General features: G+C 66.4%; 27 protein-coding genes and 1 pseudogene. 14 read left to right on the forward strand and 14 right to left on the reverse strand.

The features are described 5' to 3' along the window. Nucleotides 1-58: 58 nt before the first annotated feature. Both OM977_RS16920 and OM977_RS16925 read right to left on the reverse strand, forming a co-directional pair. Nucleotides 59-556, reverse strand: coding sequence for an SRPBCC family protein (locus OM977_RS16920; RefSeq protein ID WP_264355046.1), 498 nt, complete (start codon nucleotides 554-556; stop codon nucleotides 59-61). Nucleotides 557-572: 16 nt separating this feature from the next. Continuing rightward, nucleotides 573-926: an ArsR/SmtB family transcription factor gene (locus OM977_RS16925; RefSeq protein ID WP_264355047.1), complete on the reverse strand. Its 354-nt coding sequence runs from the start codon at nucleotides 924-926 to the stop codon at nucleotides 573-575. A 132-nt stretch (nucleotides 927-1,058) separates the two neighbouring features. Between OM977_RS16925 and OM977_RS16930 the strand changes: the two are divergent. Together OM977_RS16930 and OM977_RS16935 are read left to right on the forward strand one after the other, a co-directional pair. Then, nucleotides 1,059-2,023 (forward strand): annotated as a pseudogene (locus OM977_RS16930) (glycosyltransferase family 9 protein). Then, entirely contained in the window at nucleotides 2,023-3,153 is a 1,131-nt protein-coding gene (locus OM977_RS16935; RefSeq protein WP_264355048.1) for a glycosyltransferase family 9 protein, read from the forward strand. Before OM977_RS16930 ends, OM977_RS16935 begins: the two are co-directional and overlap by 1 nt. A 12-nt stretch (nucleotides 3,154-3,165) precedes the next feature. On the opposite strand, the gene OM977_RS16940 is transcribed toward OM977_RS16935, so the two are convergent. Beyond that, entirely contained in the window at nucleotides 3,166-3,363 is a 198-nt protein-coding gene (locus OM977_RS16940) for a hypothetical protein (RefSeq protein ID WP_264355049.1), read from the reverse strand. Nucleotides 3,364-3,581: 218 nt separating this feature from the next. On the opposite strand from OM977_RS16940, the gene OM977_RS16945 reads away from it, so the two are divergent. Next, nucleotides 3,582-3,854 carry a hypothetical protein gene (locus OM977_RS16945; RefSeq protein ID WP_264355050.1) on the forward strand — a complete coding sequence of 91 codons (273 nt, stop codon included), beginning with the start codon at nucleotides 3,582-3,584 and terminating at the stop codon, nucleotides 3,852-3,854. A gap of 65 nt (nucleotides 3,855-3,919) precedes the next feature. On the opposite strand, the gene OM977_RS16950 is transcribed toward OM977_RS16945, so the two are convergent. Both OM977_RS16950 and OM977_RS16955 read right to left on the reverse strand, forming a co-directional pair. Next, entirely contained in the window at nucleotides 3,920-4,741 is an 822-nt protein-coding gene (locus OM977_RS16950) for a GAF domain-containing protein (protein ID WP_264355051.1), read from the reverse strand. A gap of 215 nt (nucleotides 4,742-4,956) precedes the next feature. Then, on the reverse strand, nucleotides 4,957-7,350 hold the full coding sequence (locus OM977_RS16955) for an excinuclease ABC subunit UvrA (RefSeq protein ID WP_264355052.1): 2,394 nt from the start codon (nucleotides 7,348-7,350) through the stop codon (nucleotides 4,957-4,959). A 343-nt stretch (nucleotides 7,351-7,693) separates the two neighbouring features. Between OM977_RS16955 and OM977_RS16960 the strand changes: the two genes are divergently transcribed. Beyond that, complete coding sequence (locus tag OM977_RS16960) at nucleotides 7,694-8,209, forward strand: flavin reductase family protein (RefSeq protein ID WP_264355053.1); 516 nt, start codon at nucleotides 7,694-7,696, stop codon at nucleotides 8,207-8,209. 185 nt (nucleotides 8,210-8,394) lie between these two features. Further along, nucleotides 8,395-9,315, forward strand: coding sequence for a 2-hydroxyacid dehydrogenase (locus tag OM977_RS16965; protein ID WP_264355054.1), 921 nt, complete (start codon nucleotides 8,395-8,397; stop codon nucleotides 9,313-9,315). A gap of 28 nt (nucleotides 9,316-9,343) precedes the next feature. On the opposite strand, the gene OM977_RS16970 is transcribed toward OM977_RS16965, so the two are convergent. Beyond that, complete coding sequence (locus OM977_RS16970; protein WP_264355055.1) at nucleotides 9,344-10,282, reverse strand: 5'-3' exonuclease; 939 nt, start codon at nucleotides 10,280-10,282, stop codon at nucleotides 9,344-9,346. Between the two features lie 322 nt (nucleotides 10,283-10,604). Between OM977_RS16970 and OM977_RS16975 the strand changes: the two genes are divergently transcribed. After that, nucleotides 10,605-11,573 (forward strand): GNAT family N-acetyltransferase, encoded by a 969-nt coding sequence (locus tag OM977_RS16975; protein ID WP_264355056.1) that lies wholly within the window; start codon nucleotides 10,605-10,607, stop codon nucleotides 11,571-11,573. A gap of 108 nt (nucleotides 11,574-11,681) precedes the next feature. On the opposite strand, the gene OM977_RS16980 is transcribed toward OM977_RS16975, so the two are convergent. The 5 genes from OM977_RS16980 to OM977_RS17000 are packed head-to-tail and all read right to left on the reverse strand — an operon-like array spanning nucleotide 11,682 to nucleotide 16,525. Further along, nucleotides 11,682-12,020: a YciI family protein gene (locus OM977_RS16980; protein WP_264355057.1), complete on the reverse strand. Its 339-nt coding sequence runs from the start codon at nucleotides 12,018-12,020 to the stop codon at nucleotides 11,682-11,684. Between the two features lie 50 nt (nucleotides 12,021-12,070). Further along, nucleotides 12,071-13,051, reverse strand: coding sequence for a TIGR03086 family metal-binding protein (locus OM977_RS16985; protein ID WP_264355058.1), 981 nt, complete (start codon nucleotides 13,049-13,051; stop codon nucleotides 12,071-12,073). Beyond that, nucleotides 13,048-13,437, reverse strand: a complete 390-nt coding sequence (locus OM977_RS16990; RefSeq protein ID WP_264355059.1) for an ArsR/SmtB family transcription factor — start codon at nucleotides 13,435-13,437, stop codon at nucleotides 13,048-13,050. The genes OM977_RS16985 and OM977_RS16990 overlap by 4 nt, the downstream gene beginning before the upstream one ends. A 56-nt stretch (nucleotides 13,438-13,493) precedes the next feature. Continuing rightward, the gene (locus tag OM977_RS16995; protein WP_264355060.1) at nucleotides 13,494-15,833 is read right to left on the reverse strand and encodes a multicopper oxidase domain-containing protein; all 2,340 of its coding nucleotides are present in this window, start codon (nucleotides 15,831-15,833) and stop codon (nucleotides 13,494-13,496) included. Next, the gene (locus OM977_RS17000; protein ID WP_264355061.1) at nucleotides 15,830-16,525 is read right to left on the reverse strand and encodes a hypothetical protein; all 696 of its coding nucleotides are present in this window, start codon (nucleotides 16,523-16,525) and stop codon (nucleotides 15,830-15,832) included. Before OM977_RS17000 ends, OM977_RS16995 begins: the two co-directional genes overlap by 4 nt. A gap of 224 nt (nucleotides 16,526-16,749) precedes the next feature. Here OM977_RS17000 and OM977_RS17005 point away from each other — a divergent pair, with 224 nt between their 5' ends. The 4 genes from OM977_RS17005 (at nucleotide 16,750) to OM977_RS17020 (ending at nucleotide 20,811) form a co-directional block, all read left to right on the forward strand. Then, entirely contained in the window at nucleotides 16,750-19,266 is a 2,517-nt protein-coding gene (locus OM977_RS17005) for a PEP/pyruvate-binding domain-containing protein (protein ID WP_264355062.1), read from the forward strand. After that, nucleotides 19,227-19,421, forward strand: a complete 195-nt coding sequence (locus tag OM977_RS17010) for a PEP-utilizing enzyme (RefSeq protein ID WP_442960666.1) — start codon at nucleotides 19,227-19,229, stop codon at nucleotides 19,419-19,421. The genes OM977_RS17005 and OM977_RS17010 overlap by 40 nt, the downstream gene beginning before the upstream one ends. A gap of 81 nt (nucleotides 19,422-19,502) precedes the next feature. Further along, nucleotides 19,503-20,417 (forward strand): alpha/beta fold hydrolase, encoded by a 915-nt coding sequence (locus OM977_RS17015; protein ID WP_264355064.1) that lies wholly within the window; start codon nucleotides 19,503-19,505, stop codon nucleotides 20,415-20,417. Nucleotides 20,418-20,592: 175 nt separating this feature from the next. Next, nucleotides 20,593-20,811, forward strand: coding sequence for a hypothetical protein (locus OM977_RS17020; protein WP_333473987.1), 219 nt, complete (start codon nucleotides 20,593-20,595; stop codon nucleotides 20,809-20,811). A 27-nt stretch (nucleotides 20,812-20,838) separates the two neighbouring features. On the opposite strand, the gene OM977_RS17025 is transcribed toward OM977_RS17020, so the two are convergent. Together OM977_RS17025 and OM977_RS17030 are read right to left on the reverse strand one after the other, a co-directional pair. Next, a complete protein-coding gene (locus OM977_RS17025) occupies nucleotides 20,839-21,096 on the reverse strand; it encodes a hypothetical protein (RefSeq protein ID WP_264355066.1) in 258 nt (85 codons plus the stop codon). Nucleotides 21,097-21,169: 73 nt separating this feature from the next. Beyond that, nucleotides 21,170-21,511 carry a hypothetical protein gene (locus OM977_RS17030; RefSeq protein ID WP_264355067.1) on the reverse strand — a complete coding sequence of 114 codons (342 nt, stop codon included), beginning with the start codon at nucleotides 21,509-21,511 and terminating at the stop codon, nucleotides 21,170-21,172. A 200-nt stretch (nucleotides 21,512-21,711) separates the two neighbouring features. Here OM977_RS17030 and OM977_RS17035 point away from each other — a divergent pair, with 200 nt between their 5' ends. Further along, nucleotides 21,712-22,074 (forward strand): PadR family transcriptional regulator, encoded by a 363-nt coding sequence (locus OM977_RS17035; protein ID WP_264355068.1) that lies wholly within the window; start codon nucleotides 21,712-21,714, stop codon nucleotides 22,072-22,074. Continuing rightward, a complete protein-coding gene (locus OM977_RS17040; protein WP_333473988.1) occupies nucleotides 22,074-23,423 on the forward strand; it encodes a permease prefix domain 1-containing protein in 1,350 nt (449 codons plus the stop codon). The genes OM977_RS17035 and OM977_RS17040 overlap by 1 nt, the downstream gene beginning before the upstream one ends. Nucleotides 23,424-23,478: 55 nt before the next feature. Here OM977_RS17040 and OM977_RS17045 read toward each other — a convergent pair whose 3' ends face one another. Continuing rightward, nucleotides 23,479-24,852: an FAD-binding oxidoreductase gene (locus OM977_RS17045; protein WP_264355070.1), complete on the reverse strand. Its 1,374-nt coding sequence runs from the start codon at nucleotides 24,850-24,852 to the stop codon at nucleotides 23,479-23,481. 421 nt (nucleotides 24,853-25,273) lie between these two features. Between OM977_RS17045 and OM977_RS17050 the strand changes: the two genes are divergently transcribed. After that, a complete protein-coding gene (locus OM977_RS17050) occupies nucleotides 25,274-26,185 on the forward strand; it encodes a metallophosphoesterase family protein (protein WP_264355071.1) in 912 nt (303 codons plus the stop codon). Nucleotides 26,186-26,340: 155 nt separating this feature from the next. Beyond that, nucleotides 26,341-26,922, forward strand: coding sequence for a ferritin (locus tag OM977_RS17055; protein WP_264355072.1), 582 nt, complete (start codon nucleotides 26,341-26,343; stop codon nucleotides 26,920-26,922). Nucleotides 26,923-26,934: the final 12 nt, after the last annotated feature.

Raw genomic sequence — 26,934 nt, forward strand, 5'->3', positions numbered from 1 at the left:
GAGGTCCCGCCGTCGTCGTTACGCATTCCTGCCCGCAAACCGTTACGGACCCACTGGGTCAAGCGCGGGAGTGCTCGGCGAGGAGGGCGTCGATCTGGCCGGCGGCCTCCTTCATGCCCTCTTCCATGCCCATCTCGACCATCTTGTTCAGCTGATCTTCAGACTCGAATGTGGACAGAATGGTCATCCGGGTGCGGTCACCGATTTCCTCGAGCGTGACGGTGGCATGGGTGGTGCCCATGGCCTCAACGGGAGCACCGTCGTCGTCGGCGAAACCGTCGTCAAACTCGAGATGCGTCGGGGGCTGGACGTCGGTGATGCGCCACCAGCCGCGGGCCTTCTCACCGTCGGGTCCCGTCATGTAGTAACTGGCCTCCCCGCCGGGGGTGAATTCGTGCTTTTCGAAGGTGGCCGGCCACGTGGGCGGCCCCCACCAGCGCTCAAGCTGCCGCGGGTCTTCCCAGATCTGCCAGACGCGCTCGACGCCGGCGTCGAACTCGGCGATGAGGGTGAAGCTCAACGCCTCCGGATTCTTGGTGGAACTGATAACCGTCATTTTCTCGCTACCCTTCCTATTCTTCGGTGAGGACGTAACGCTTTTCAGCGAGGATGTCTGCGATCCGCCCGGCACGCTGCCGCCAGATCGCTTCGTACTCATCGAGCAACCGCCGGGCTCGTTCTAGACCTTCGTGGCTGCCCCGCACGATCTGCTCCCTTCCGCGTTTCTCCTTGGTGACCAGGGATGCGCGTTCCAACACCGCCACATGCTTTTGAACGGCGGCAAAGCTCATGGCATAGAGGGCGGCCAGGCCGGACACCGAATACTCCCCCACCGTCACCCGGCGAACTATGTCGCGGCGGGTGGCATCTGCGAGCGCCTGGAACAGGCGGTCAATGTCGGCCTCACTTCTCTGATCTACAACCATTTGGTTGTAGGCTATGCCCGGTTGCCGCCGGGCGTCAATAGGACGGGCAGCCTACCGGTACTGCATTCCCGAACATCGGACTACACTCCTCGTTCAAGAGGTGATCTATCTCGAGAACCGGGAGGGGGCTCAGTGCTCGTATCCGAGGACGGCCGGCCGGTGGTGCTGGTGTTGCGGGCGCTGAAGCTCGGCGATCTGCTCGTCGCTGTCCCGGCCCTGCATGCCCTGCGCCGGGCTTATCCTGCGCACCGGCTCCTCTATGCTGCCCAGGACTGGCTTGAGGACGCATTAGCCCTGGTCGGGGGTTACGAACTGCTCCCAACGCATGGCCTCGACGTCCCGCTGGCCCTGCCGCCGGGACGGGTGGACGTCGCGGTTAATCTGCATGGAAGGGGCCCGGAGAGCGATTCCCGCATCGATGCACTTCGGCCGCGGCGGGTCATATCGCATGCCTCCGATGGCCGGCCGGGCCCAGTCTGGGAAGACGACATGCACGAGCGTCAACGGTGGGCCCGGTTGCTGCAATGGCACGGCATCGAGGCGGATTCCGGGGACTTCGGGTTGAATCTGCCCCCGGTGCGGACGGACCGGCCGGGCGCGACTGTGCTTCACCCCGGGGCCGCGTACGGAAGCCGCCTCTGGCCCGAGGACCGCTTTGCCGAGGTCGCCGCCGAACTGGCGCAGGCCGGTCACGACGTGGTCTTCACGGGCAGCGCCGCGGAACGGCCACGCGCTGCCCGGATTGCCGCCCTCGCGGGCCTCCGCGAAGGCGTTGTTTTGGCTGGGCAGCAGTCCCTCAACGCGTTCGCGGCGCTCATCGCGGAGTCCAGGCTTGTGGTCTCCGCCGATACCGGCGCGGCGCACCTCGCAACGGCGTACCGGCGTCCTTCCGTGGTGCTCTTTGGCCCGGCCTCCCCCGACCATTGGGGTCCACCCCCGGACCCCATACTGTCCTGACCAAGGCTGAGTTGCGGCGGGGGGACACCTTCGCGGCGGACCCTGATCCGGCACTTCTCGGCGTGGAGGTCCACGAGGTGCTGGCAGCGGTCCGCGGCCTCGGACCGCTGTGGCCGCAGCAAGCGACGGGAGCCGGATAGTGGACGAGACCACCGCGGAGTTCGGCGGCGCCAAAGAAGTGGGCTGGGGCGTCGGACCGGTCCTGGAGAAGTTCCCCGACGTCGAAAAGATCGCCGTGCTCCGGGGCGGCGGACTCGGGGACCTCATGTTTGCCCTCCCCGCTGTGGCCGCCCTCAGGGCGGCCTACCCCCGGGCCGCACTGACCCTGCTGGGCACGCCGGCGCATCGTGAACTGCTCCGGAGCACCCATCCCCCGCTCCGGGACGTGCGGATTTTGCCGTTCGCTGAGGGGGTCCGCCCGGGCCCGGAGGACGCCGTCGAGGTTGAACGTTTTTTCTCCGAGATGGCCTCGGAGAAGTTCGATCTGGCCGTCCAACTGCACGGCGGCGGCCGCTTCTCCAACCCTTTCCTGCTTCGTCTGGGAGCCCGGTTCTCCGCGGGGCTCCGGACGGCGGATGCCGCGGAGCTGGACCGGTCCGTTCCCTACATCTACTACCAGCACGAACCCCTCCGCGCGCTTGAGGTTGTGGGGCTGGTGGGCGCGCCCCCGGTCGAGCTGGAGGCCAGGCTGCAGCCGCTTCCGGAGTATGTGGACCAGGCCGAGTTGCTCATCGGTGAGGTGGCGGCGCCGCTTGTTGCCATCCACCCCGGCGCAACCGATCCTCGCCGCAGATGGCCGGCAGAGCTGTTCGGCGAGGTAGCTGCAGCCTGCGCGGCGGACGGGTGCAGGGTGCTCGTGGTCGGAGCCAGTGAGGACAAGGACCTGGCGGCCCAGGTGGTTGATGCCGCCCGTTCCCCGCAGGTCACCTCCCTGGCCGGGCAGTTGGATCTGGGCACCCTGGCGGCCCTGCTCACCCGGTGCAGCGTGATGCTGGGCAACGACAGCGGGCCCCGGCATCTTGCCCAGGCCATGGGCACTCCGACGGTCGGTCTCTACTGGGTTGGCAACCTCATAAACGCCGGGCCGCTGGGTCGAAGCCTGCACCGGGCCCACCTGTCCTGGGTGACGCACTGCCGGGACTGCGGAAGAGACGTGACCCAAGTGGGATACACGTCTGTTCGTTGCCCCCACGACCCATCCCTGCTCGCCCCGATCCGGCCCGAGGACGTCTTGGTGGACATGCGGTTGTTCACGGCCACCGGAAGCTGAGTGCCGCTGCGGTCAGGTCTTTTTGTCTGTTGCTCCGGTGTCCTCTCCGGCGTCCCGGGCCGGAACGTCTTCTTCCGGCTCAAAATTGGATCCGCCCGGCGTCGAGGTGACCCAGACGCCGTCCTTGGATTTCGGTATGGTGCTTCCGCTGCCCGGAGAATTGGTCTTATCCGGGTCCTGCTCCGCCGAAGCCGCTGGGTTCTGGTCCATGGACGTTCCTTCTCTCAGTCGATGGCAGTGATTTTACGCCCACCCCACGCATCCTGCCGCTCCCCTTGGCGCCTTCCCATCATTTACATGCCTCCGGCCCCGGGGCTACATTTAGGGTCCCGGTTGAGAGACTCGCCGGCCGGCCGGACAGAGCTATTCAAACATTCAGCAGACAGCGACGAGGCTGCGCGGCGGGTGCAGCCGGCAAGGATATGACCATGAGTCCTACACCCAAGCAGCCAATCACCGACGACAGCATCAAGGTGCGCCAGCTCAGCCATTATCAGTTCAGCTGGGTTGCCGGGGACGCGGGTGGCCCTGGCACGTGGACGCTGCAGCTCGTGCTGGATGAGGGGGCCTGGGAGGAAGTCCTCACCATCGACGCCGATGACGCGGACAACCTGCAGGATCTCCTGTCCACCGCGGATACAGTCTTCTACGACGTGAGCCGGCAAACCCTGATGTTCGGGACCACCCGCGTCGGCCACTGACCGACGCGGGACTGCCGTCCTGCGCGGCCACGTTGACGCCTTCCCGCTCCCCCGGCGTTGGGGCGTCAGGCCGTCTTCTCGGGTGCGGGGCGCCTCCGGCTGCGCGTCCGCGGCTTGGTCGACCCCGCAGCCTGGAGGTTGGATCCCTCCCGCGGGTCCAGGATGGCCTGGTCGGAGTCCCACATGGCTACCGGGACCACCTGGACCTGATCTTTGGGCTGCGGAAGGTTGCCGGCGGCGCGGCGCAGATACTCCAGGGACTCCTCCACACTGAAACCGTATTCCAGCACGAGCGCCCGTAGCGCCAGCGGGGCCAGGGCCCGGCACAACTGGGCCGAGGAGAGCTCCTCACTGCGCTGGTCCCGCCGTCCCGCTTGCTGTGCCAGGCGCAGGGTCCAGGAGGCATGACGGACGAACGTGACCGCTGCTGTGATGTCGGCACTTGTGAAGACATGGGCCTGTGGAGCATATAAGTTGAATGCCGCGCGGAACATATCTGCAGGGACGAGGGGGACGGCCAAGCCGGACCGGATCTCCAGGCCGAGAGCCATACTGGCGTACCCGGGCCAACGGCGCTCCCTGCCCATATCCGGAATGAGGACGAACTCCCCAGTGCGGACCGCGGCGCGGGAGGGACCGTCGTCGAACGCGGACTGCAACCGATCGACGGCTTCCGAGGCAGCACTGCCGGCGGCCAGCGTGATGCTCCCTTCTGCCCGAAGGAGCGTAATCGCCCAACTGATGCTCCTGCCCGGGGGGCCGAGATCGTCGACGAACTCACTGATTGCCTCGTGAAGGAACGTATCGATGTCCGGACTGTCGAAACGTATCTCCCAGACGGCGGCGTCAGCCATCTGTCCGTTGTCGGATGAGATTTCCTGGGTCACGTTTCACGCTCGAGATACGAAACACGACGGCTCAATGCTGGACCGCTACGGACAGCATACGGCCGACGGTCGGGTCAGCACTACGCCCAAGGCAAATGGCGCCGCACCAGCGCCCCGGCAGGGAGGATTGCGGTGGGGTTGCCCTTCCGGATCCGGGACGGACTGGTCGGTGAGGTGGGCCCGGATGGCAGTGATCGCCGGTGACGAGCCCCCGGTCAGGCCCCGACGTAGGCGGCGAGGTGCTCGCCGGTGAGGGTGGACCGGGCGGAAACCAGCTCGGCCGGCGTGCCCTCGAAAACGATCCGGCCGCCGTCGTGGCCGGCGCCCGGACCGAGGTCGATGATCCAGTCCGCGTGCGCCATGACAGCCTGGTGATGCTCGATCACAATGACCGACTTGCCGGAGTCCACGAGCCGGTCGAGCAGGCCCAACAGGTTCTCGACGTCGGCGAGGTGGAGGCCCGTGGTCGGTTCGTCGAGGACGTAGACGTCACCCTTCTCAGCCATCTGGGTGGCCAGCTTGACGCGCTGCCGCTCGCCGCCGGACAGCGTGGTGAGCGGCTGGCCGAGGGTGAGGTAACCAAGTCCGACGTCGACGAGCCGGTCGAGGATCTTGTGGGCCGCGGGCGTGCGGGCCTCCCCTTCGCTGAAGAAGCCTTCGGCCTCCGTCATCGACATTGCCAGCACCTCGGAGATGTTGCGGCCGCCCAGCGTGTACTCCAGCACCGAGGCCTGGAAGCGCCGGCCCTCGCAGTCCTCGCAGGTGGACTCGACGGTGGCCATGACGCCCAGTTCGGTGAAGATAACCCCAGCGCCGTTGCAGGTGGGGCAGGCGCCCTCGGAGTTGGAGCTGAAAAGCGCCGGCTTGACGCCGTTGGCTTTCGCAAACGCCTTGCGGATCGGCTCGAGCAGGCCGGTGTACGTCGCCGGGTTGCTCCGGCGCGAGCCCTTGATGGCACCCTGGTCGATCACCACCACGCCGTCGCGGGTGGCAACCGAGCCCTGGATCAGTGAGCTCTTCCCGGAGCCGGCAACGCCGGTGACCACGCAGAGCACCCCGAGCGGAACGTCGACGTCGACGTCCTGAAGGTTGTGCGTCGAGGCACCTCGGACCTCGAGCGCGCCCGACGGCGTCCTTACCGAGTTTTTGACCGTGGCCCGGTCGTCGAGGTGGCGTCCGGTGATGGTATCGCTGCCCCGCAGCTCTTCCACGCTTCCCTCGAAGCAGACGCTGCCGCCCTTGGTTCCGGCGCCGGGACCGAGATCGACGACGTGGTCGGCGATGGTGATGGTCTCCGGTTTGTGCTCCACGACGAGCACGGTGTTGCCCTTGTCCCGCAGCTGCAGCAGCAGCGTGTTCATCCGCTCGATGTCGTGGGGGTGCAGTCCGATCGTGGGCTCGTCAAAGACATACGTGACGTCGGTGAGGGATGACCCGAGGTGGCGGATCATCTTGGTGCGCTGGGCCTCTCCGCCGGACAGTGTGCCCGCCGGCCGGTCCAGCGAGAGGTAACCCAGCCCGATTTCCGCGAACGATTCGAGCAGGTGCCGCAAGCCTTTCAGGAGCGGCGCGACCGACGGCTCGTCGAGCGCGCGGATCCACCCGGCCAGGTCGCTGATCTGCATCTCGCACAGGTCGGCGATGTTCTTGCCCTGGATCTTCGAGGACCTGGCTTCCGGGCTGAGCCGCGTGCCGTTGCACTCCGGGCAGGACTGGAACGTGATGGCGCGCTCCACGAACGCCCGGATGTGGGGCTGCATCGCGTCGACATCCTTGGAGAGCATCGATTTTTGGATCTTCGGGATCAGGCCCTCATACGTGAGGTTGATGCCCTCGACCTTGATTTTGGTCGGTTCCTTGTAGAGGAGGTCGTGCATCTCCTTCTTGGTGTACTTAGCGATCGGCTTGTCCATGTTGAAGCCCGCGCCGCTGAAGATGCGGCCGTACCAGCCGTCCATGCTGTAGCCGGGGATCGTCAGGGCACCCTCGCCCAGTGACTTCGTGTCGTCGTACAGCGCAGTGAGGTCGAAGTCGGAGACCGCGCCCATGCCCTCGCAGCGCGGACACATGCCGCCCAAGTAGACGGCGTTTTGGACAACGCTTTTCTCCACCCTGCCGCTCTTCTCCGTGCTCATCACCCCGCTCGCTTTCCGGGTCGGGATGTTGAAGGAGAAGGCCGTGGGTGGGCCGACGTACGGCTTTCCCAGCCGGCTGAAAAGGATCCGGAGCATCGCGTTGGCGTCGGTGGCAGTGCCGACCGTGGAGCGCGGGTTCGCGCCCATCCGCTCCTGGTCGACGATGATCGCCGTCGTCAGTCCCTCCAGGTGGTCGACGTCGGGCCGCGCCAGGTTAGGCATGAAGCCCTGCACAAAGGCGCTGTAGGTCTCGTTGATCATCCGCTGCGATTCGGCGGCGATGGTGGCGAACACCAGCGAGCTCTTGCCTGAGCCGGACACTCCCGTGAACACCGTCAGGCGGCGCTTCGGAATCTCGATGCTGATGTCCTTGAGGTTGTTCTCTCGCGCGCCCTGCACACGGATCAGATCGTGGCTGTCGGCAACATGCGTCGCGGGCGACTGCGTGTCGTCCGTCGTCGTGGTCGTAGTCATCGTGTCTCCATCTGTTGCGCGGGGCCGCCGTCGCAGCCGCCGTTGGCGTCGCTGGGCTCTATCTAATCAGCTTGCGGGGGCAGGTCTGATTGTCCTGTGTCCGTGCGGCCGGAGGCAACGGTCCGCTGCCTGCTAAGCGCACGTGCCAGTACGTCACCGGTGAGGTCATCCCCTGCGGCCCGCCGCCCGGAACCAGTGCTCCGCTATTCGCCGGCAGGCGTTCATTACCTCTTGATGCGGACAGTGAAGCGGTGTGTCGCTCGGCGTCGGCGCGTTTCGGCCGGGGTTGGGATCCTGCCCACGGGGTGATTGATTGAGTGCACAAGCTACGGAAGGACTCGCCATGACGGAACCATTTGATCTCAGCCCCACGAAACTTCGCTCCATCCTGGGACATTTCGCTACCGGCTTGACGGTGATAACGGCGACGACGGCGGACGGGCCGGCCGGGTTCACCTGCCAGTCCTTCTCGTCCCTGTCACTGGAGCCCGCCCTCGTCACGTTCAGCCCGGCACGGACCTCCAGCACCTGGCCGCTGCTGCGTGCGGCCGGCCGGTTCACGGTGAACATCCTGCCCGAGGAACACCAGCACCTGGCTGCCCAGTTCGCCCGCTCAGGTACCGACAAGTTCGCCGGCGTCGAGCATTCTCCGTCGCCCCTCGGCAACCCCGTCCTGGACCAGGCGCTCGCGTGGGTGGACTGCGAACTGCATCAGGAGTACGACGGCGGCGACCACACCATTGTTGTTGCGGCGGTCCGCGCCCTCAGCGCCCGGGCCGGCGCCGAACCGCTGCTTTTCTTCAAGGGTGAATACGTCGGCGTCCGGTCCCGGGCCGGTGCCCTGCAGGGCGTGGCATGACGGGCCGGACGATACAAAGGGGACGGCTTAGTCGTGGTTGCGCATCTGCTTTTCGCGCAGCTCCGGCCGAAAAAATCCCGACACCGCCGCCGCTGCCGCTCCGTTAGGCTGGCCACGGAGATCAACCACCCGGCAGGCCAACCGAAGAAAGGCCTGCCCCGGACCGACGGAGCTGTTGGAGACCTATGACCCGGAAGATCAGCGTCAGCCTGCCGGACCCCGCCCTTCGCGGGTACCTGAAACCGCACCCGGACGTCACGGTGCTTGACTGGGACTTCGAAGGTGGGGCGCCACAGCCGAAGATCGATATTGTCGTCCCGCCCTACATGGGCGGCACGCAGGTATTGCGCAGGCTCGAGGACGTCGAGACGGCGCTGGTGCAGAGCCAGTCGATCGGGTACGACGGCGTGGCGGAGTCCTTGCCGGCCGGACGGGTGTTCGCCAATGCCGCCGGCGTGCACGAGACCTCCACGGCGGAGCTCGTCCTGGCCCTGGTTCTCGCCAGCCAGCGGGAGTTCCCGCGCATCTTCCGCAATCAGCAGGAGGGCGTCTGGGAAACCCGGTCGACCGCGAGCCTGGCGGACTGCCGCGTCCTGATGGTGGGGTACGGCGGAGTGGGCAAGGCGATTGAACGGCGGCTCATCCCATTCGAAACCAGCGTCACGCGGGTGGCAAGCCGGGCGCGGACGGATGAGGGCGGTGCCGTGCACGGCATTGCCGAGCTGCCCGGGCTTCTGCCAAACCACGACATTGTGGTGGTGGCCGTTCCGTTCAGCGACTCCACCCGGCACCTGATCGATGACGCGTTCCTTGCGGCGATGCCCGATGGCGCACTGCTGGTGAACGTGGCCCGTGGCCCGGTGGCCGATACCGAGGCCTTGGTCCGCCATGCAGCTGCAGGTCGGATCCGGGCCGCGCTGGACGTCACGGACCCGGAACCGCTGCCGCGCGACCACCCGCTCTGGAAGGCGCCCGGCGTGATCATCACCCCGCACGTGGGCGGGGCGAGCTCGGCGATGCGCCCGCGCATGGGCCGGCTCCTGCAGCGACAGATCGAGCTCATGCTGGCCGGGGAACCGCCGGCGAACGTGGTCCTCGGCGGCTGAGCCGCCGCCTGCCGGGGTCTCCCCGCCCTCAGTGCCGCCGATCGAGGGCTTCGAGGAGTCGCCGGACCGATCCGCCGAGGTTCCACTCGGTGCCGAGCCGTTCCAGTTCGGCACGCGCATCGCCGGTGACGGGGTGCAGCTGGGCACCGGCCTCCTCGAGCGTCGGCAGCTCCAAGTCCCGCACGATTTTTACGACGGTTGGCGCGGCGGCGAGGTAATCGGCGGCCGCGGCGAGCTTCGACCGCACGGACGCGGACAGCCCGCCTCCCGCATCCGCCGCCGCTTCGAGCAGACCGTCGAGGGTGCCGTACTCCCCGAGCAACGACGCGGCGGTCTTCTCACCGATGCCGGCCACGCCCGGCAGGCCGTCCGAGGTGTCGCCGCGGAGCGTCGCGTAATCGGCGTACTGCTCGGGCAACACGCGGTACTTCCCGACGATTACGACGTCGGTCACCACTTCGAGGTTCTTCATGCCGCGGGCGGTGTAGATCACCCGCACCTGACGGGCGTCGTCGATAACCTGGAACAGATCGCGGTCGCCGGTGACCACATCGACCGGAAGCTCCGCGTGGCTGGCGTAGGTGCCAATGACGTCGTCGGCCTCATGGTCGGCGGCCCCCACGACGGCGATGCCGGCGAGGTCGAGCACCCGGCGGATCATCGGCAGCTGCGCCTCGAGCGCGTCCGGCACGACCTCCACGTCGGGGGCGCCCGCCACCACCTCCGCGACCCGATGCGACTTATAGGTCGGGAGGAGGTCTACCCGCCACTGCGGGCGCCAGTCGTCGTCCCAGCACGCCACGAGATGCGTCGCCTCGTAATCGGTCGTGAGCCGGGCGATCATGTCGAGCAGGCCGCGGACAGCGTTCACCGGCGTGCCGTCCGGGCGACGGATCGTGTCGGGCAAGCCGTAGAAAGCGCGGAAGTAAAGCGAGGCGGTGTCGAGCAGCATTAGTCGGTCGGCCATGACTGATCCTCACACGGATGCGGCCGCCCGCGCCGGACCGTGCCGGTTTCGTGTCTATGTGCGGCGGCGCGCGGCCCGATAGAAACTCGCACGTGCCCAGTGACCCGCCCCGGCAGCTGGGCGAGATCACATATATGTGCGCCTTTTGACGATCCCGCGGATGCTGGACGAGACCCTCCAATAGGGCCATAATGCACAGCACCACAAAGCAACGATCAACATCCCTCCGCGGGAGTCTATCGCCCGGGGGTGTCCGGATTCGCTACGCGACGGGGTTGCGTCGGGCGTCTGTTGCAAGAAGAAGTCGTGGAGGGAGAGTCTCATGACCGCACAGGAAACCGGGCGAAAGAGTGTCGAGGGCGCAGTATCGGTCCGGCCGCTGCGCGAGGCGGACCTCGATCGCGCAGACGAGATAGTCAGGCTGGCGTTCGGGACGTTTCTCGGCGTCCCCGATCCGTTCGGAACGGCCGATTATGTCCGTACTCGCTTCGCCGCCGATCCGCACGCCGCCTTCGCCGCAACAGTCGATGGCGAGCTCGTAGGATCAAACTTTGCCGCAAATTGGGGCAGCGTCGGGTTCTTCGGACCGTTGACCGTGCGCCCGGACTTGTGGGACCACGGCGTCGGCAAGAGCCTGATGGAGCCGATCATGGAGTGCTTCGAGAGCTGGGGGAACAGCCACCTCGGCCTGTTCACCTTCTCGCACAGTCCTAAACACCTTGAGCTCTACCGCCGGTACGGCTTCTGGCCCCGATTCCTGACCGCCGTCATGCGTAAGCAGGTGGCGGCCCGTGACGCGGTGCCCGCAAAGGTGACGTTTGGAGGGCTGTCCGACGCCGAGCGGCCCGACTATCTCAGTGCCTGTCGTGCCCTCACTGACGCCGTGTACGCGGGTCTGGACCTAAAACGCGAGATCCTCGCCGCGCACGTGCAGGGACTCGGTGACACTGTGCTGTTGCCGGGCGAGTCGGGGCTCGACGGGCTGGCCGTGTGTCATTGCGGACCGGGCTCGGAGGCCGGGACAGATGTGTGCTTCATCAAGTTCGGCGCCGTACGCCCCGGCCAGCAGGCGGGTGACAGATTCGAACGACTACTCGACGCCTGCGAGCAACTGGCCGCCGAGCGCGGACTGGGTCAGCTCGAAGCCGGGATGAACCTGGGCCGCCCGGACGCCTATCAGCGCATGGTCGCCCGCGGTTTCCGTACCGGGTTGCAGGGTGTGACCATGCACCGGCCCAATGATCCCGGATACAGCCACCCCAACGCCTACGTGATCGATGACTGGCGCTGAGACACGACTCTCACTCCCGTAGATGTGCCTTAGTGGCGCCGGCGTGTCCGCCGTGGCCGTACAGCGGCGACGGCGCACACACCTGCGGGACCGGGCGGGCCGCTCCTGCTACATCCCGGGGATTTGCTGGGCCTCGTGAACCTCGATCTCGCAGCCGCCCGGCATGTTCAGGTGCGGGTGCTGCTTGGCGAGTTCCACGGCGGCCTCGAGATTTTCGACCTCGATGATGCTGTAGCCGGCGACCTCACGCTGGCTCGCGGCGGTGGCTCCGCCGGAAGAAACGCGGACACCGTTGGCCAGCGGGCTGCCGAAATCGATCAGGCCGCTGCCGACCTTCCCGGCCCAGGCGTTCCACTGCTCCATGACAGCTGCCATGTCCTCCGGCGCGGGCGGCGCCGCCTCGGCGGGGGTCATCGGGGCGTGGTAGATGAAGACGAACTTGGACATGGGGTTCCTACTTTCATGGTTGGTTTGACGCGGTTTCTGGGGGAAAAGTTCTAGGCGGCGACGCTTCGGCCGGTGAACGCGATCAGGCGCTCAAGGCTGCCGGCCGTTTCGGCGACCGTGAACTCAGGGGCGAAGCTGCCGCTTGCACGGACCTGCTCGGAGATGGTCAGCCGGGCAAGGGCCGCAACGTGGTCGGTGACGACGTCGGAAACGACGAGTTCCTGGCCGGTGGCCTTCGCAAAGTCCCAGGCGTGCACGAGCAGCTCCAGGTTAATGATGCCGGCGACGACCGTGGCCGGCAGTTCCGCGAAGCCCATGTCGATGGTGCCTTCGACGCCGCGGCGGGTGAACGCCTCCAGGGTGGCCTGCGCGAGACCCGCGATGCGAACTTCCGGGCCTGCCCCGGCGTCGTCTGTCACGTCCGCGCCCAGTGCACCACCGATCTGCTTCAGCGAACCAGCCAGGTGTTCCAGCAACTCGTGCGCCGTGAAGTCTTCGCAAGGAGTGGCCTTCTCCCGGTCTGCCGGAGTGAGCTTTCGAAGCACGCCCAGAAGCACGGCGAGTGATGCCTCTGCAGAGCTGAGGTGATCGATCGAGTCCGGCGCCGCTGACCACTCGTCGGGGCCGGCGCCGGCCGGGGAGGACGTTTCCGCGACGAGGCGGCCCAGGTAGTGGTTCCAGCCCTCGGCGTGTGCTGCGGCCTGTTCGGCGGTGAGGCCATCGTGGACCAGGTGGAGCGTGGTGCCTCCGGCGTCGGGCTCCAGCGTGATGGTCACGGTGGAGGCGCCGGGCGCCAGGTCCATTCCCGATTCCCAGCCCCAAGTGAAGACGATGCGCTTGCCCGGCTCGATCTCCTGGAACGTGCCGGCCGCGTGATGGCCCGGGGTGACGGTCCAGCGGTATTCGCCGCCGATGCGGAGGTCCACGCGTGCGGCCACCGTCTGCCAGCGGCGAAGACGCTCCGGCTCTGTGATGAGTGCAAAGGCCTCGTCGGCGCCGACGGGCAGGTGAATGGTCTTATCGAACGTCATGAGAGTGGTCCTTTGTCTTGGGGCGGGGCATCTGAATTGGTCTTGTGATGTTGCGGAGGTCCGGAGCGCCGCGCGGCAAGTGCAGCGGCATCCGAGGCCAGCAGGTCCAGCTCGTAGGTCCAGAATTGTTCGACCAGTTCCCGGAGCCGGCCCATGCCCGCCGGATCGAGCCGGTAGTACCTGTTGCGGCCCTCTTTGCGGGCCGACACCAAGCCGGCCTGCTCCAGCAACAGCAAGTGCTGGGACACCGCGGAGCGGCTCACCGTAAAGTGCGCGGCCAGCTCCCCGACGGCCTGTTCATGGCTGGCCAGCAGATGCAGGAGCCGTCGCCGGTTCGGCTCCGCAGCAATCTCCAAGGCATCCAGCACAAAGAATACGTTAGCCACTACTAACGCATTTCGCAAGGGTGCGGCCATACAGGGTTTCAGGGGCGGTGCTGCGGTTAGGCGGTGACCACCGGGATTCTTCGGGAGAAAAGGACTCCTTCGGTGATCCAGTCGAGCAGGTCCACGGTAAGCCAATACGTTCCGCGGGCTGGCGGGTGCAGGAGCATGTCGTAGCGTTCGGCCGCACCGAAGTTGATGCTGGCCGTCCGGAGGGGGCCGGTGGCGGAAATCGGCCGGGCCGGTCCGGTTGGGCTTGAGGTGTCCCGGAACGGCCGTCCGTCGTGCGATATAAGTTCGGCCATGGCGACAGGCTTGCCGCCGGAGTCGGTGAAGCGCGCGTTCGCGGGGAAGTAGTTGGCGTTGAGCAGGCGGAGCAGCGTGGGCTTGAAGGTGCCCCCGGCCATCCGGGCGCGGATTCTGGTGAGGAAAATCGGGCCCTCATTGGCCGGTGCCGGGGCAAGTTCGCCGCCCAGCAGGTAGAAGTGTCTGGGCTCAAATTTGTCCAGGCCGGCGTCGTCGCCGGAGAGCCCGGCGGCGTGGTTGAGCTGGTGCCAGCGCGGGTCCAACGAGTAGGGGACGAGGATCGTTTCGGTATCTATGTCGTACTCCGGCCCGTCCACAAACGCCCTCCGTGCCCCGCGGGTCACCGGGAAATCCGGGTGTGGCACCGGGTCAATGATGAGCGGGCCGAACATTCCCATCTGGACGTGCAGCGGGGTGTTGACGTGGCAGTGGTAGAAGTACGTTCCGGCCGCCCCCACGTTCGGATTCCCGGGAGATCCGCGCTCGGGGCGCCACTGGTACGTGTAGGAGCCGGAGACTTCGAACGAGGTGTGGCCCACGCCGTCGTTGCGCGGGTCCGGTTCGATGCCGTGCCAGTGGACCGTATGGACCCTCTTGCCGGGTTTTATGGTGCCCTGGAAGAGCTGGCCCTCGACGAGGCGGACCAGGGGCGCCGGGAAGATTCGCCCGGAGTTCTCGGATTCGAACGTCCACATCTCAAATTCGCCGCCGTCGTCGAATTTCATTTTGCGGTTGAAAAACTTGAATTCATGCGCCACGTCCGGCTTCTGGCGGAACTCTGTTGCGGGGCTTCCCTCGTGCATCTGCTGGGAACTGAAGTCGACCTGGCTGCGGAACAGCTCGTGACCACCCGTGTCCGGTCCGGGGGCTGCGACTGTCCAGTGCCCCACCAGGCCGCCCGGATACATTCCGCCGCGTGCCACCTGCGATGGTTCAGCGTGGCAGTGCATCGGGTAGTCCCAGTCCTCCGTCCGGGCGTTCCACACCTCTTCAATCGCTTCCGGGGGGCGCTTCAGCGGGAGAACGGAATCCTTCCGGTCCAGTGGGTGCATTTCAATAACGTCTTCCCATTGCTGGAGCACCACATGGCCATCGGGATCGACGTTGCCGCCGGAGCGGGGGAACATGTCCCCGTTCCGGTTGACCGTCCAGAGGTGGTTTCCGTGGAAGTGCAGCTGGTGGTGGACCACGCCGGCATTGAGGAAGCGCATGAGCTGGCCGGCCCTGACGGTGCCGGGGGTCGCACCCTGACTGAAATTGCGGACGTCGACGCGCCGGGCGGAGCCTGACATCAGGGTGTCCTCGTCGCGGACACGGTTGAGGGCCTCATCGGTGGACGCGGCCAGCGACTGGAAGCCGCTGCGGCCGTTCAGCGTGAAATAGCGCGGGTATGCGGGTGTCCGGCCTGGGTCTACGGTTCCATTGCGGGAGGCGATACCTGCCCAGACGGGGTCGACGTTGTGCAGCATCCACAGCCACTGCCGCTCGAACTCGGGCCCGCCCGGCATGGGCACCCACGGCGAGTCCGGATTGACTACCAGCAGGGCGCCGAAGAGGCCAAGGACCCGCTGGACGGGGTCCGCGGTCGGATCGGCCGGATCAGCGCCCGGGTCACAGTAGAGGTAGGTGCCCTCCTTCGGGGCCCTGAATTCCAGCGTCCTGGCTTGACCCGGCCTGATCGCGCCTGTACCGACATGGCCGTTGTTCGGACCGGCATTCAGGAACTGCAGGGAATGTTCCTGGGCCAGGTGGTTGGTCACGCGGACGCTGATGGTGCTGCCGGTCTCCGCGATAAGGGTCCGGTCCGGAAAGAAGCTGGCCCAGTGCGCGCGGCGGATCAGGAATTCCCCGGGGCTGGCCGGGTCCTTCGCCGCGGGCGCGGGGCGGCCCAGTGGCGGGACGGCCGCATTCAGCGGGTAGGTCCGGCTCGCCGCCACCGTTCCGTTCCGCAGGAACACCCGCGGACTCACTGCGAGGCTGGGCGCGGGGTCGCGGAGAAGGGTCTGCCGGTCGCCGAACCCACGGTGGTAGACGCGGGAACCATCCACCATTGGCAGGTAGCCGTCGTTGATGTGGAGGTCCAGCGGGCTCATGGCGTCACCTGGCTGACCGTCAGGGCGGGCAGGCCCACGCTCATAGTCCCCTCCAATTCCGGATCCGAATACTCGATCTCCATCTCAAGGGAATCGTGGGGGGCCAGGTAGCTGATCCAGAGCTGCTCCGTGGCGCCGGGCGCGATAATGCCGGGGCCGTGGTTGAAGTCCTGCGGGGTGACCGTCACGCCGGACGGAAGCAGCTTCAGCCTCAACTGGCCCGGGGCAAACAGGACAGGATCTGACAGGGTGTTTCGTAGCGCCACTTCGAGGAGAACAACATCGCCCCAGGTGAGGTTGGCGGGCTGCGGCCAGTCGGAATCCGGTACGGCCCCGTCGTCGTGCCCGTGGGTGGCTGGCGTTGCCGGCTCATGGTGGGCCGCCCGCTCCAGGCGTGGCGCGCCGTCGAACGCTGCCGCCGTGCCCGCGCCGGTGGTGATCTGCGCTACCGCGGCGGCCAGTGACTTGGTGGCAGGTCTTCCCTGCGCGTCCAGCCGGGCAAGGCGGCCTGCATTGACCACGGAAAGGGTGCCGAAGGCCGTGCCCAGGATCGGTGTGTCGTCGGCAGCGCCCAGTGCTATGGCAACGTAGGTTCCTCCACCGAACAGCAGGAGGGCACCGCCGCCCATCAGGAGTCCGAATTGGCGGCGGTTGAGAACCGGGGCCGGAATTTTGCGAGTGTGCGGATCCATGATTGGACCTCCAAATTGGCTTCGCGATAGGCCTCCATGCTGCTTACAGACCCTATGGAAAGCTTGGGCCGGGCTCGAATCCCGTCCTGACCTGCGGCGTCACCCGCGGCGGCCGTTCCAGACCCCCCGGGGACGCTATGGCCTCTTGCCTGCAGGAGTGCCAATATGTTGGGAATCAGGCCCTATGGAGCGGCCAAGCTCCGAAGCAGGAAGGACGCGCGGTCATGACCTACATCGTCAACTTTGGTGATGTGGGACAGAGCGACGTCGACGTGGCCGGCGGCAAGGGCGTGGGACTGGGCGGCCTCGTTCGGGCCGGGCTGCCAGTCCCCCCGGGCTTCGTGCTGAACACCGCTGCCTACGCGGATTTTGTGGAGGCCAATCACCTCCAGGCCGGCATCCGCGAGCTGGCGGAACTGGCGCCGCAGGCGTCGCCCGAGGACTACGAAAATGCTTCCGAGCGGATCCGCGCCCTGTTTACCGGTGCCACCATGCCGGCAGTGATCGCAGCCGAACTCGGCGCCGCCTACGGGCTGCTCGGCAACGGGGATACGGCCGTGGCGGTGCGGTCCTCCGCCACGGCGGAGGACCTCGCCTCGGCCAGTTTCGCGGGGCAACAGGAAACCTACCTCAACATTGTCGGGACGGAGGCCCTGTCCGCCGCCGTCACCGAATGCTGGGCTTCCCTGTGGACGGCCCGTGCCATGGCCTACCGCGCCCGTGAAGGCATCGGACCGGACGCGGTGCGCCTCGCTGTAGTGGTCCAACGGATGGTCGAAGCCGAAGCAGCCGGTGTTCTGTTCACCGCCAATCCGGCCAACGGGCGCCGCGACCAGATCGTGATCAGTGCCGCGTGGGGCCTCGGCGAGTCTGTGGTCAGCGGAACGGTCAGCACGGACGACGTCGTGGTCGAGGCGGGGTCGGGCCGCGTGCTGTCGCGGCGGACCGCTGACAAGGACGTCTTGACGGTCTACGCGGACCACGGCACCCGGGAGCAGCCGGTGCCGTCGGCCCGCCGTCGCCGGCCAGTACTGGACGACCACGCGGCCGCCGCGCTGGCAAGCTATGGAACACGGATTAGGGATCAATTCGGGTCACCGCAGGACATCGAGTGGGCGCGGGCCGGGAACGAGTTCTTCATCCTGCAATCCCGGCCCATCACCGCACTTCCTGAACCGGCGGCTGACACCCCGGACACCTGGGCGGTGCCCTATCCGAAGGGGCTCTATTTCCGTGCGAGCATCGTGGAACAGCTGCCCAACCCGCTCTCGCCGTTGTTCGCCGACCTGATTGACGGTTCCGTGTCCCGGTCGCTGAGAGCCTTGCTGGCCGAAGCCGTCGGCAAGAACATCATCCGCGAGGACGACGTCGGACTGCCCACCATCAACGGCTACGCCTACTACTACTACCGCACTTCAGGAATGTGGCGGCTGATGGGCAAGTCTCTGACTGCGGTACGCGCGCTGCTCCGCGGCAAGGCGCATATGGGAATAACCGGCTGGCGGGAATATTCGCACCCTCGTTACGAGCAGGTGATCAAGGACTGGTCGGCGAGGCCCGCCGTCGAATTCTCCGGCGAAGAACTGCTAGAGGGTGTGCAGGCGTTGCTGGACGCCGGCACCGTGTACTACACGGCAGTGCAGTCAATAATTCCGCTCGCCGCGACGAGCGAAATTTCGTTCGGGGCGTATTACGACAAGTTCGTTCGGCGCGACGGGGATCCCCCCGCCCAGACGTTCCTCCTCGGCTATGACAGCGAACCCATCCGGGCGGAAAAATCGCTGTACGACCTCGCGGTGTGGGCCCTCGGCGTGCCGGGGCTGGCCCCGGCGATCCTCAATGAACCGACGGCGGCGCTCGCCGGGTCGCAGCCAGACGGGTCCCCGCCGGCCGGTTTCGACCCTGCACTGTGGCAGCAGTGGCATCCTCGCTTCCAGAACCACCTCGACCGGTTCGGTCATGCGGTCTACAACCTGGACTTCGCCAGCCCGGTGCCGGCGGACGATCCCTCGGCGCCGCTGGAGACGGTCAAGTACTACCTGCGGGGCCAAGGCACCGACCCGCACGAGCGCCAGCGGCACTCGGCCACACGCAGGGAGGAGCAAACCAGCCGAATGGCCAGCCGGCTCGGGCCGGCCCGCCGGGCAGCCTTCATCCGGCTCCTCCGGTGGGCGCAGAACGCCGCCCCGATCCGCGAGGATGCCCTGGCCGACGTCGGCCTGGCCTGGCCGCTGCTGCGGCGCCTGCTGCTCGAACTCGGACAGCGGTTGGTTGGCTCTGGTGTCATCGCCCAGCCAGACGATGTGTTCTGGCTGCGCCGCCAGGAGTTGCAAAGCGCCATCGAGTTCGGTCTGGCCGCGGTAGCGCCCGGCGCACCGGCGGCGGTGGCCATTACCGGAGCAGACCGGCCCGTCCGCTCCGCCGTCGTCGAGGAGCGCAAGATGCTGTGGCGCGGCCAGGCAAAGGCCGCTGCACCGCAGCTGCTGCCGGAGAGCCGGTGGATGGAGCGGGCCTTTGGGTCGATGATGCCGGCGGGCCCGCAGGACCAGCCCGGTGACATCATCAAAGGCATCGGTGCCAGCCCGGGCCGGGTCACTGCTCCCGCCCGTGTCCTGAGGGGCCACAGGATTTCGCGCGGATGGAGCCCGGAGACGTCCTGGTGGCCCGCATCACCACTCCCGTCTGGACCTCGCTGTTCGCGATGGCCTCCGCCGTGGTCACCGACGTCGGCGGCCCATTGAGCCACAGCTCGATCGTGGCCCGCGAATACGGCATCCCGGCCGTGCTCGGCACCGGCGTGGCCTCCCAGCGGGTTGCCAGCGGCCAGCGGATCCGCGTCGACGGTGACGCCGGCACCGTGGCAATCGAGCATCCGGCCGGCACGCAGGAGCCGTGACCCCCAGCCTCCCCCCTCCAGACCGGTCCGCAGTACCTGTGGCTCCGAATCTGTTTCAGAGACCACGACCGGAAAGTGACCATGAGTATCCAGCAGGAAACCGCGTCCACGGTAGCGGCCGCGCTGCGGCGGCAGATCCTTCCCACGGAACTCGGTCCCTGCACGGTGCGTGTCATGCAGGGTAGCGGAGGCCCCGGTCCCGTGTCGCTCACACCGGTTGTCTACCTTCACGGCGCCGCCGGAACCTGGACCACCTTCGGGGCGCTGCTGGGCGGAACGCCGGCCCATGATCGGGTGCTGCTTGATCTGCCGGGCTGGGGTGAATCAACGAAAGGTGCCCGGGTGGAACATTTCACTATCGAGGCGATGGCCCGCGCCGTCACCGGGGTACTGAACGCGCTCGGCTACCGGCGGTGGAACCTGGTGGGCCACTCCATGGGCGGCTTTCTGGCATTGCACATTGCAGCGGTGTGGCCGGAGCGGACGGCCAGCGTGGCCGCTATTTCGGCCACCACATTCGGCGTGTCCGAGGCAGCCAAGGAGCCGCTGCGCAGCCTGAGAACGTTCCCCGCGTTTGTCGGAATGCAGCTGCTCATGCGCTCGATGGCGGCCCTCGGGCCGGCAGGGCAGGCACTGGTCCGTGCAGCCGGGACCACGCCCTTAATTGGACCGCTGGCGTCCCCGTTCTTCGCGGATCCCGCGGTCATTTCCAAAATCGAGATCCGCCGGCTAGGCGAGGACGCCCGGCCCGCCTCCTTCACTGCTGCCGCCCGGGCCGCATCACACTACGACTTTGACTGGTGGCGCGGCATTCGCTGCCCGGTGCTGGCCACCCGCGGGGACAGCGATGTGTTCACGCCGCCCTCGGACCTGGCCCGCTTGGCAGCTCTCGTCCCGCACGTCCACATGGTGACGATCCCGCGTTGCGGCCACTTCGCCAATCTCGAGCGGCCGGAGCAGGTGCAACGGCTGCTCAAAGGGGTGTGGCGTCCGTGAGGCGTCCGCTTGCGTGGGGGGGTTCGCAGTTTCAAGCTAGGGTTCTTGTCCGAGGGACGCTGGCGGCTCTACCGTGGAGCGAGCGGGGTCGCAGGAACCAGAGCCCTAATGGCCGCTGGTGCAGCCCCCGAAACCGCCCGAGGAGGCAGCGTTGACGCTATATCAGCCTGAACCAGTGGAGATCTCCACCCGGATGCGCCCCGGTGAATGGACGGAGGAAAGTCTTTCCCAGCTTGTGGCGGCCTACCGGGAGGAGCTCCTAGGCATGGGCGCGGCGCCGGGCGAGATCGATGTCGTGACCGACCGCGATGAGGGCGGCGGCGTCAGCGTTGTGGCCACCTGGACGAAGGCCGACGTCGCCGACGGCCAGGTCCCTGGCGACGCGCCGGGCTGAGCTGTTGGCCGGACGACGTGCTGATCGTCATGGATGCCCGTCGTCCTCCCGGACGTCATTCTCGGGAGGACGGGCGCGGAGAAGTGCTGCACCCGAGCGGCCGCTCCGTGATCCCATGCGGCGGGCGGCAACCAGGGACCACGCGCCGAAGAGCACGCCCACGGCCACGGCGAAAACCCCGGCAGTGAACCAGCCGCCCTGCCCAAAAATCATCAACAGGATACCTACCAGGCACAGGCCCTTGGCCGCGATGTCCAGATACAGCGGACCTCTCAGGTAGTCCATACCTCCACGGTAACCCCGCAGAGAACCGATGGGCGCGCAGGATCCACCAGCGCCTCCCAGCAGCCGGGGCGCGTCAATGATCGGCGTGCAGGCCTTCTTTGAGCCACAGCGTGTCGCCCTCGACCCGGTCAAGCTCATCCGAGGCCAGGAACGTGTGGCCTGCAAACAGGCCGGACCTGTCGACCTTCACGTAGCCGATCCGCAGTAGCCGCTCTGCGGTGTGGCGCGGCAGCCTGGAGCTCTTCGCAAAATCATCGATCACGCTGCCGACAAGGCCTCCTGTTATCGGATCGGTCTGGCCGTCCGAGGTCACAGCCTCGGGATCACCCATCTTCAGGTCGCCGACCTTGCCGACCTTCTTCCCATCCGGCGCTACGACGTGCATTCCTTCGTACACCTGCTCAATAACGTCCATGACTTTCTCCCTAGACGCAACCGCTGAATGCAAGACCAGTGTAGGCCTGACCGGCAGCCAGTAATAGGGATTCGGGGTTCGTTGGCACGAGGCCGACCTGCCGGCTAACAAGTTGTGCCCGGCGGCCACCGGTCGGGGCCCCTTGCCATACCTAGAGCTACTATGTTTAATACCCTTTAGATCTAGGTATGGGAGACGTAGTGCGCATTGACAAGGACCTGGTGGCCGCCTCAGCCACCCCGCTGGTGCTCGGCATTCTGGCGGACGGCGATCTGTATGGCTACGCAATCCTCAAGCGGGTGGGTGAGCTGTCGGGCGGTGGCATGCAATGGACGGACGGGATGCTCTACCCGCTGCTGCACCGTCTCGAGCGGCTCGGCTACGTCTCCTCCTCGTGGGGTACCTCCGATGCCGGCCGTCGTCGCAAGCACTACACAATCACGCCATCAGGCCGGGACGCCCTCGCCGAGCGGCAGGAGCAGTGGACCGTCGTCGCGGACGCGTTGCGGCAAGTGTGGCAGACTACGCAGCGGCCCTCTGCCGCGGTTGAGGGGTGGGCGTAGTGACGTCACACGCTGAGCTGGAGGCCCAGATCGACCGGTGGCGCGGCTACGTTCAGCGGCGCCAGGCCATCTCCCCGGCCGACGTCGATGAGCTGGAGGACCATCTGCGCGAGCAGATTGCCGACCGGCAAGCGACCGGCCTGGATGACGATGAGGCCTTCCTCGTCGCCATCAAACGCCTGGGCAACCTCGACGCCGTCTCCCACGAGTTTGCGCGCGAACACTCCGAACGGCTGTGGAAGCAGCTTGTTCTGGTGCCGGAGGGTTCCGCCGACGCCGGCACGCCGCCGTGGCGCGAGCTGGCCGTCGTCCTCGCCCTCGCGGTCGGGGCGGGTATCGCGGTCAAGGCTGGCTTTGCCTGGATCGACGACGGCGGATCGCTGACACGCAACCTGGGACTGCTCGTCTTCCCGTCCCTGGCCGCGTACTTCGCATGGAGGCGCCGCTTCACGGGCGCGGTGGCAGCCGCAATGCTACTCCCGGCTGCTGCTCTGGCAGTTGCGCTCAACATCTACCCGTTCGCCCCGGGCGGCTCGACCGGAATGCTCGCCGCCCTGCACGCCCCCGTCATCCTGTGGCTGCTGGCCGGAGTGGGCTACCTCGGCGGGAGGTGGCGGTCGGACAAGCGACGCATGGACTTCGTCCGGTTCACCGGCGAGCTCGGTATCTACTTCACGCTGCTTGCGCTCGGCGGTGCAGTCCTGATCGCGCTCACACTCGCGACCCTCCGGATCATAGGCTTCGACTTCGAACCCGTTCTGGCAGGCTGGATCCTCCCGTTCGCGGTACCCGGAGCGCTCCTGGTCGCCGTCTGGCTCGTCGAAGCCAAGCAGCACGTAGTCGAAAACATCGCCCCCGTCCTCACCCGCGTCTTCACCCCCCTGACCGTTGCCATGCTCCTGGTTCTCCTGACCGTGCTTGCTACGGCGGGCGGCTTCGTCGAGATCGACCGCAACCTGCTGATCCTCCTGGACGCCATCCTCGTGCTGGTCCTGTGCCTGCTGCTCTACTCGATCTCCGCCCGTGACCCGCTCTCGCCTCCAGGACTGTTCGATGCAATGCAGTCGGTACTCGTTCTCGCGGCCCTCGCAGTGGACGGCGTGATGCTGGCGGCGATGCTTGCCCGCATCGCCGAGTTCGGGTACAGCCCAAACAAGATCGCCGCCCTTGGCCTGAACCTTCTGCTGCTGGTGCACCTGCTCCGGGCGGCCTGGCTCGGCGTCGGATTCCTTCGTGGCCTCCGCACTTTTGCCGCGGTGGAGCGCTGGCAAACCAGGTATCTGCCGGTCTACGGCGTCTGGGCTACCGTCGTGGTCGTAGTTTTCCCGCCCGTATTCGGCTTCGCCTAGTAAACACGCCCCACAAGCGCCTATGCACCGGCGGTGTTGGGCGCCAGCAGAACTGCTAGGCGATCGGGCGGATGTTCTGGTTGGATCGGAAGAGGTTGGTCGGGTCATACACGGCCTTGATGGCGGCCAGCCGATCGTAGTTCGCCCCATAGGCGGCCCTCACCCGGTCCCCCTCCTCTTCACCCAAGTCGTTGACATAGACACCGCGCGCGGCGAAGGGCTGCATCGCTTCGAAGAAGTCCCGGGCCCACGCCACGTTGCGCTCGGTTTCAGCGGGGTCAGCCCACGCGGCCAGGATGAGGAGTTCGCTTTGGGAACGGCGGTGTGGGAACGCTGTGGCTGCGGGAGCAACCCGGGCGGCCGAGCCGTGCAACTGCTGCATGCCGATGCCACTCGCCGCTGAGGGCTTCTCGGCCGAAAAATGAAGCAGGACATCGACGGCGTCGTCGGTGAAGTCTGTGACGAAGCTCGATTTCCAATAGTGGTGCTGGCCCAACGGAAAGCCCTCATCGTGAGCGCTCTGCCAGGCGCAATATTCGGTTGGTACCACTTCGTCCAGCGTCGGACCGAGATCGCGCAGTGGTCGGAGCGCCGACTCCAGCTCATCTTGTTCACCGCTCCAGCAGAGGGCGACGCCGAAAACAGGGCGCCCCGCGTCATCGTTGCCCAGACTGGCCGACATGGACAGCTCGTCGGGACAGGAGACAGCGAATTCGAGGTAGAACCGCAGGACCTCCTTTGTCCGCTCGGCAGGGTACAAGAGTCCTCCGGCGAGGACCCGCCCGACGGGATGCAGGCGATAGGTGAAGGAGGTAACCACGCCGAAGTTGCCGCCGCCTCCCCGGATCGCCCAGTAAAGGTCGGTGTGCTCGTCGGGGCTCACGGTCAAGAGCCGGCCGTCCGCCGTTACAATCTCGGCGGCGATCACGTTGTCGCAGGCAAGACCGTGCTTGCCGTTCAGCCAGCCGATGCCGCCTCCGAGGGTCAAGCCGGCGATGCCGGTGACCGAGACCACTCCGAGCGGCGTGGCGAGGCCGTGCGCCTGAGTGGCTTGGTCGAGGTCCGCCAGAAGCGCCCCGGCCCCAGCCACCGCGATACGGCGTCCCGAATCGACCTGAACGTCTTTCATGCCGGAGCAATCCAACATGAGCCCGCCGGCGCTGACGGCACTCCCTGCCACGTTGTGGCCTCCGCCCTTGACGGAGACCGGGAGGCGGTTTTCCCGGGCGAATACCACCGCACGGCGTATGTCTTCCGAACCGGCGGGGCGGATGATCACGGCCGGACGGCGGTCAATCATGGCGTTGAAGATCTTCCTGGCGTCGTTGTAGCCGGCATCTTCGGGACGGAGCAGCGCCCCGACAAGGGCCTTGCTCAGGCCGTCCAGGACTGCCGGGTCCAGCGCCGGCGGAGGAGTCTCAATAGCCATTCGAAGGCACCATTCTCGATCCGGACGTCACCGCGCCGATTGGGCATGCTGCGTGACCGTGCGTTCCTAAGGTGCAACGAGCGTACGCCCTCCCCGCGCGTGTCAGGAAGGGACGAGCGGCGGCTGAACTGAAGCGCCCCAACAGAGGTCTGGTCTTCGCCGGAGGGCGGGGCTACTGTGGCGTATAAAAACCGGGCTCCACCGAGGCTGACCGAGTGAGGGATTTATGGCCGGATCGCTGAGCAACCGGGGCAGGGCCGGTTTGGCGGCCGCTCTGCTGAGCTTGACCATGATGGTGGCTGCGTGTGATCCGGGGCCACCGGAACCGGCGCCTTCCCCGACGCAACCCGCGCCGTCCTCAACGCAACCCGCGCCGGAGCCAACTTTCATCCCGCCACCGCCATCGGCTGAATCCGAAACCGTGCACTTTACCGCCCAGGGGGACATCGGCCTCGGCGCAGGGGCCAAAAAGGTGCTGGACGTCATCGCGGGTCTCGATCCCCAGCTGAATCTTGCCCTCGGGGACTTCAGCTACAGGGCAGGAGGCGAACAGCAATTCTGCGACATGGTCACCGGCAAACTGGGCACCGACCTCCCCTACCAGCTGATCACCGGAAACCACGAGAGCAACGGGGAGGAAGGTGACATCGACAAATTCGTCCGCTGCCTGCCGAATAAATTGCCCGGTTTGCAGGGCCAGTACGGCATCCAGTGGCGCGTGGACGTGCCGGAGCAGAATCCGGTGGTGCGATTCATTCTGGTGAGCCCCGGAATTGATTTCAAGAACGGAAACCCCCTCGATTATTCGAAGGGAAGTGAACGCTGGCGCTGGACCGCCGAAGCCATCGACCAGGCAAGATCGCAGGGAATCCCCTGGACCGTCGTCGGAATGCATGTCCCGTGTTTCAGCCTGGGTGAGAAAAGCTGCCAGGCCGGAAAGGACTTCACGAACATGTTGATCGACAAAAAAGTCGACCTCGTCTTGTCCGGGCATGACCACGTCTACCAGCGGTCGCATCAGGTGGGGCTCGGCGGCAACTGCTCGGAGCTCGTCCCGGCCAACTTTTCCGCCACGTGCCTGACCGACAAGGACGGCAGCATGGAGCAGGGCGCGGGAACGGTTTTCGTCACCGTCGGCGTCGGCGGTGTCGAACTCTACAACGTGAAAAACAACGATCCGGAGGTCGGGTACTTCTCCACCTGGTCCGGCAAGAATCGGAATCCAGCCCTGGGTACGCTAGATGTCACCGTGTCGGCTGACCAGCTCGCCGCACGGTTCGTTCCTGCTGCGGGGTACAGCTTCACGGACTCCTTCGCCCTCCATCGACGGTAGCCCCGGACCGCCAGTCAAAACGGGACGGCATTAAATAGGGTCTTGACCCGATGTCCACGCCGCGGGATTCTCAGTGCAGGCCCTCCCGTGGCGCAGCCAGCGAGGCCCTGTAATTGTGGCACTCCAGCCTTGAACCCAAAACTTCAGGAGAGTTCATGAGCCCCTCAAGATTCAACGAACTGCTGGCCCGTCAGGTTGGAAACGAATTCTCCGCCTCGCACCAGTACGTTGCCGTCGCCGCATGGTTCGACGGGCAGGATCTTCCCCAGCTGGCCAAGCATTTCTACCGCCAGTCACTGGAAGAACGAAATCACGCAATGATGATGGTCCGGTACATTTTGGACCGCGGACTCAAGATCGCCATTCCCGGCATTGAGCCCGTCCGCAACGACTTCTCCAAGGTCGAGGAACCCCTGGCCCTGGCCCTCACGCAGGAACAGGAAGTCACCGAGAACATCAAGGAACTCTTCGCCGCAGCCAGGGCGGAAAACGACGCCTTGGGCGAGCAGTTCATGCTTTGGTTCCTCAAGGAACAGGTCGAAGAGGTCGCCTCGATGACCACGCTCCTGAACATCGCGCGCCGCGCGGACAACCTCTTTGACATCGAAAACTTCCTCGCCCGTGAGCGCGTCGGCGACCAAGGACGCCCGGGCGGCGGTCGTGGCGGTCATCAGGGACACCGCGGCGGCGAAACACATGATTCCGGCACTCCGGAGGCGGCGGGCGGCTCGCTCTGAACCAGGTAGCCA

Origin of the sequence: Pseudarthrobacter sp. MM222 (assembly GCF_947090775.1) — a bacterium.
Lineage (GTDB): Bacteria > Actinomycetota > Actinomycetes > Actinomycetales > Micrococcaceae > Arthrobacter.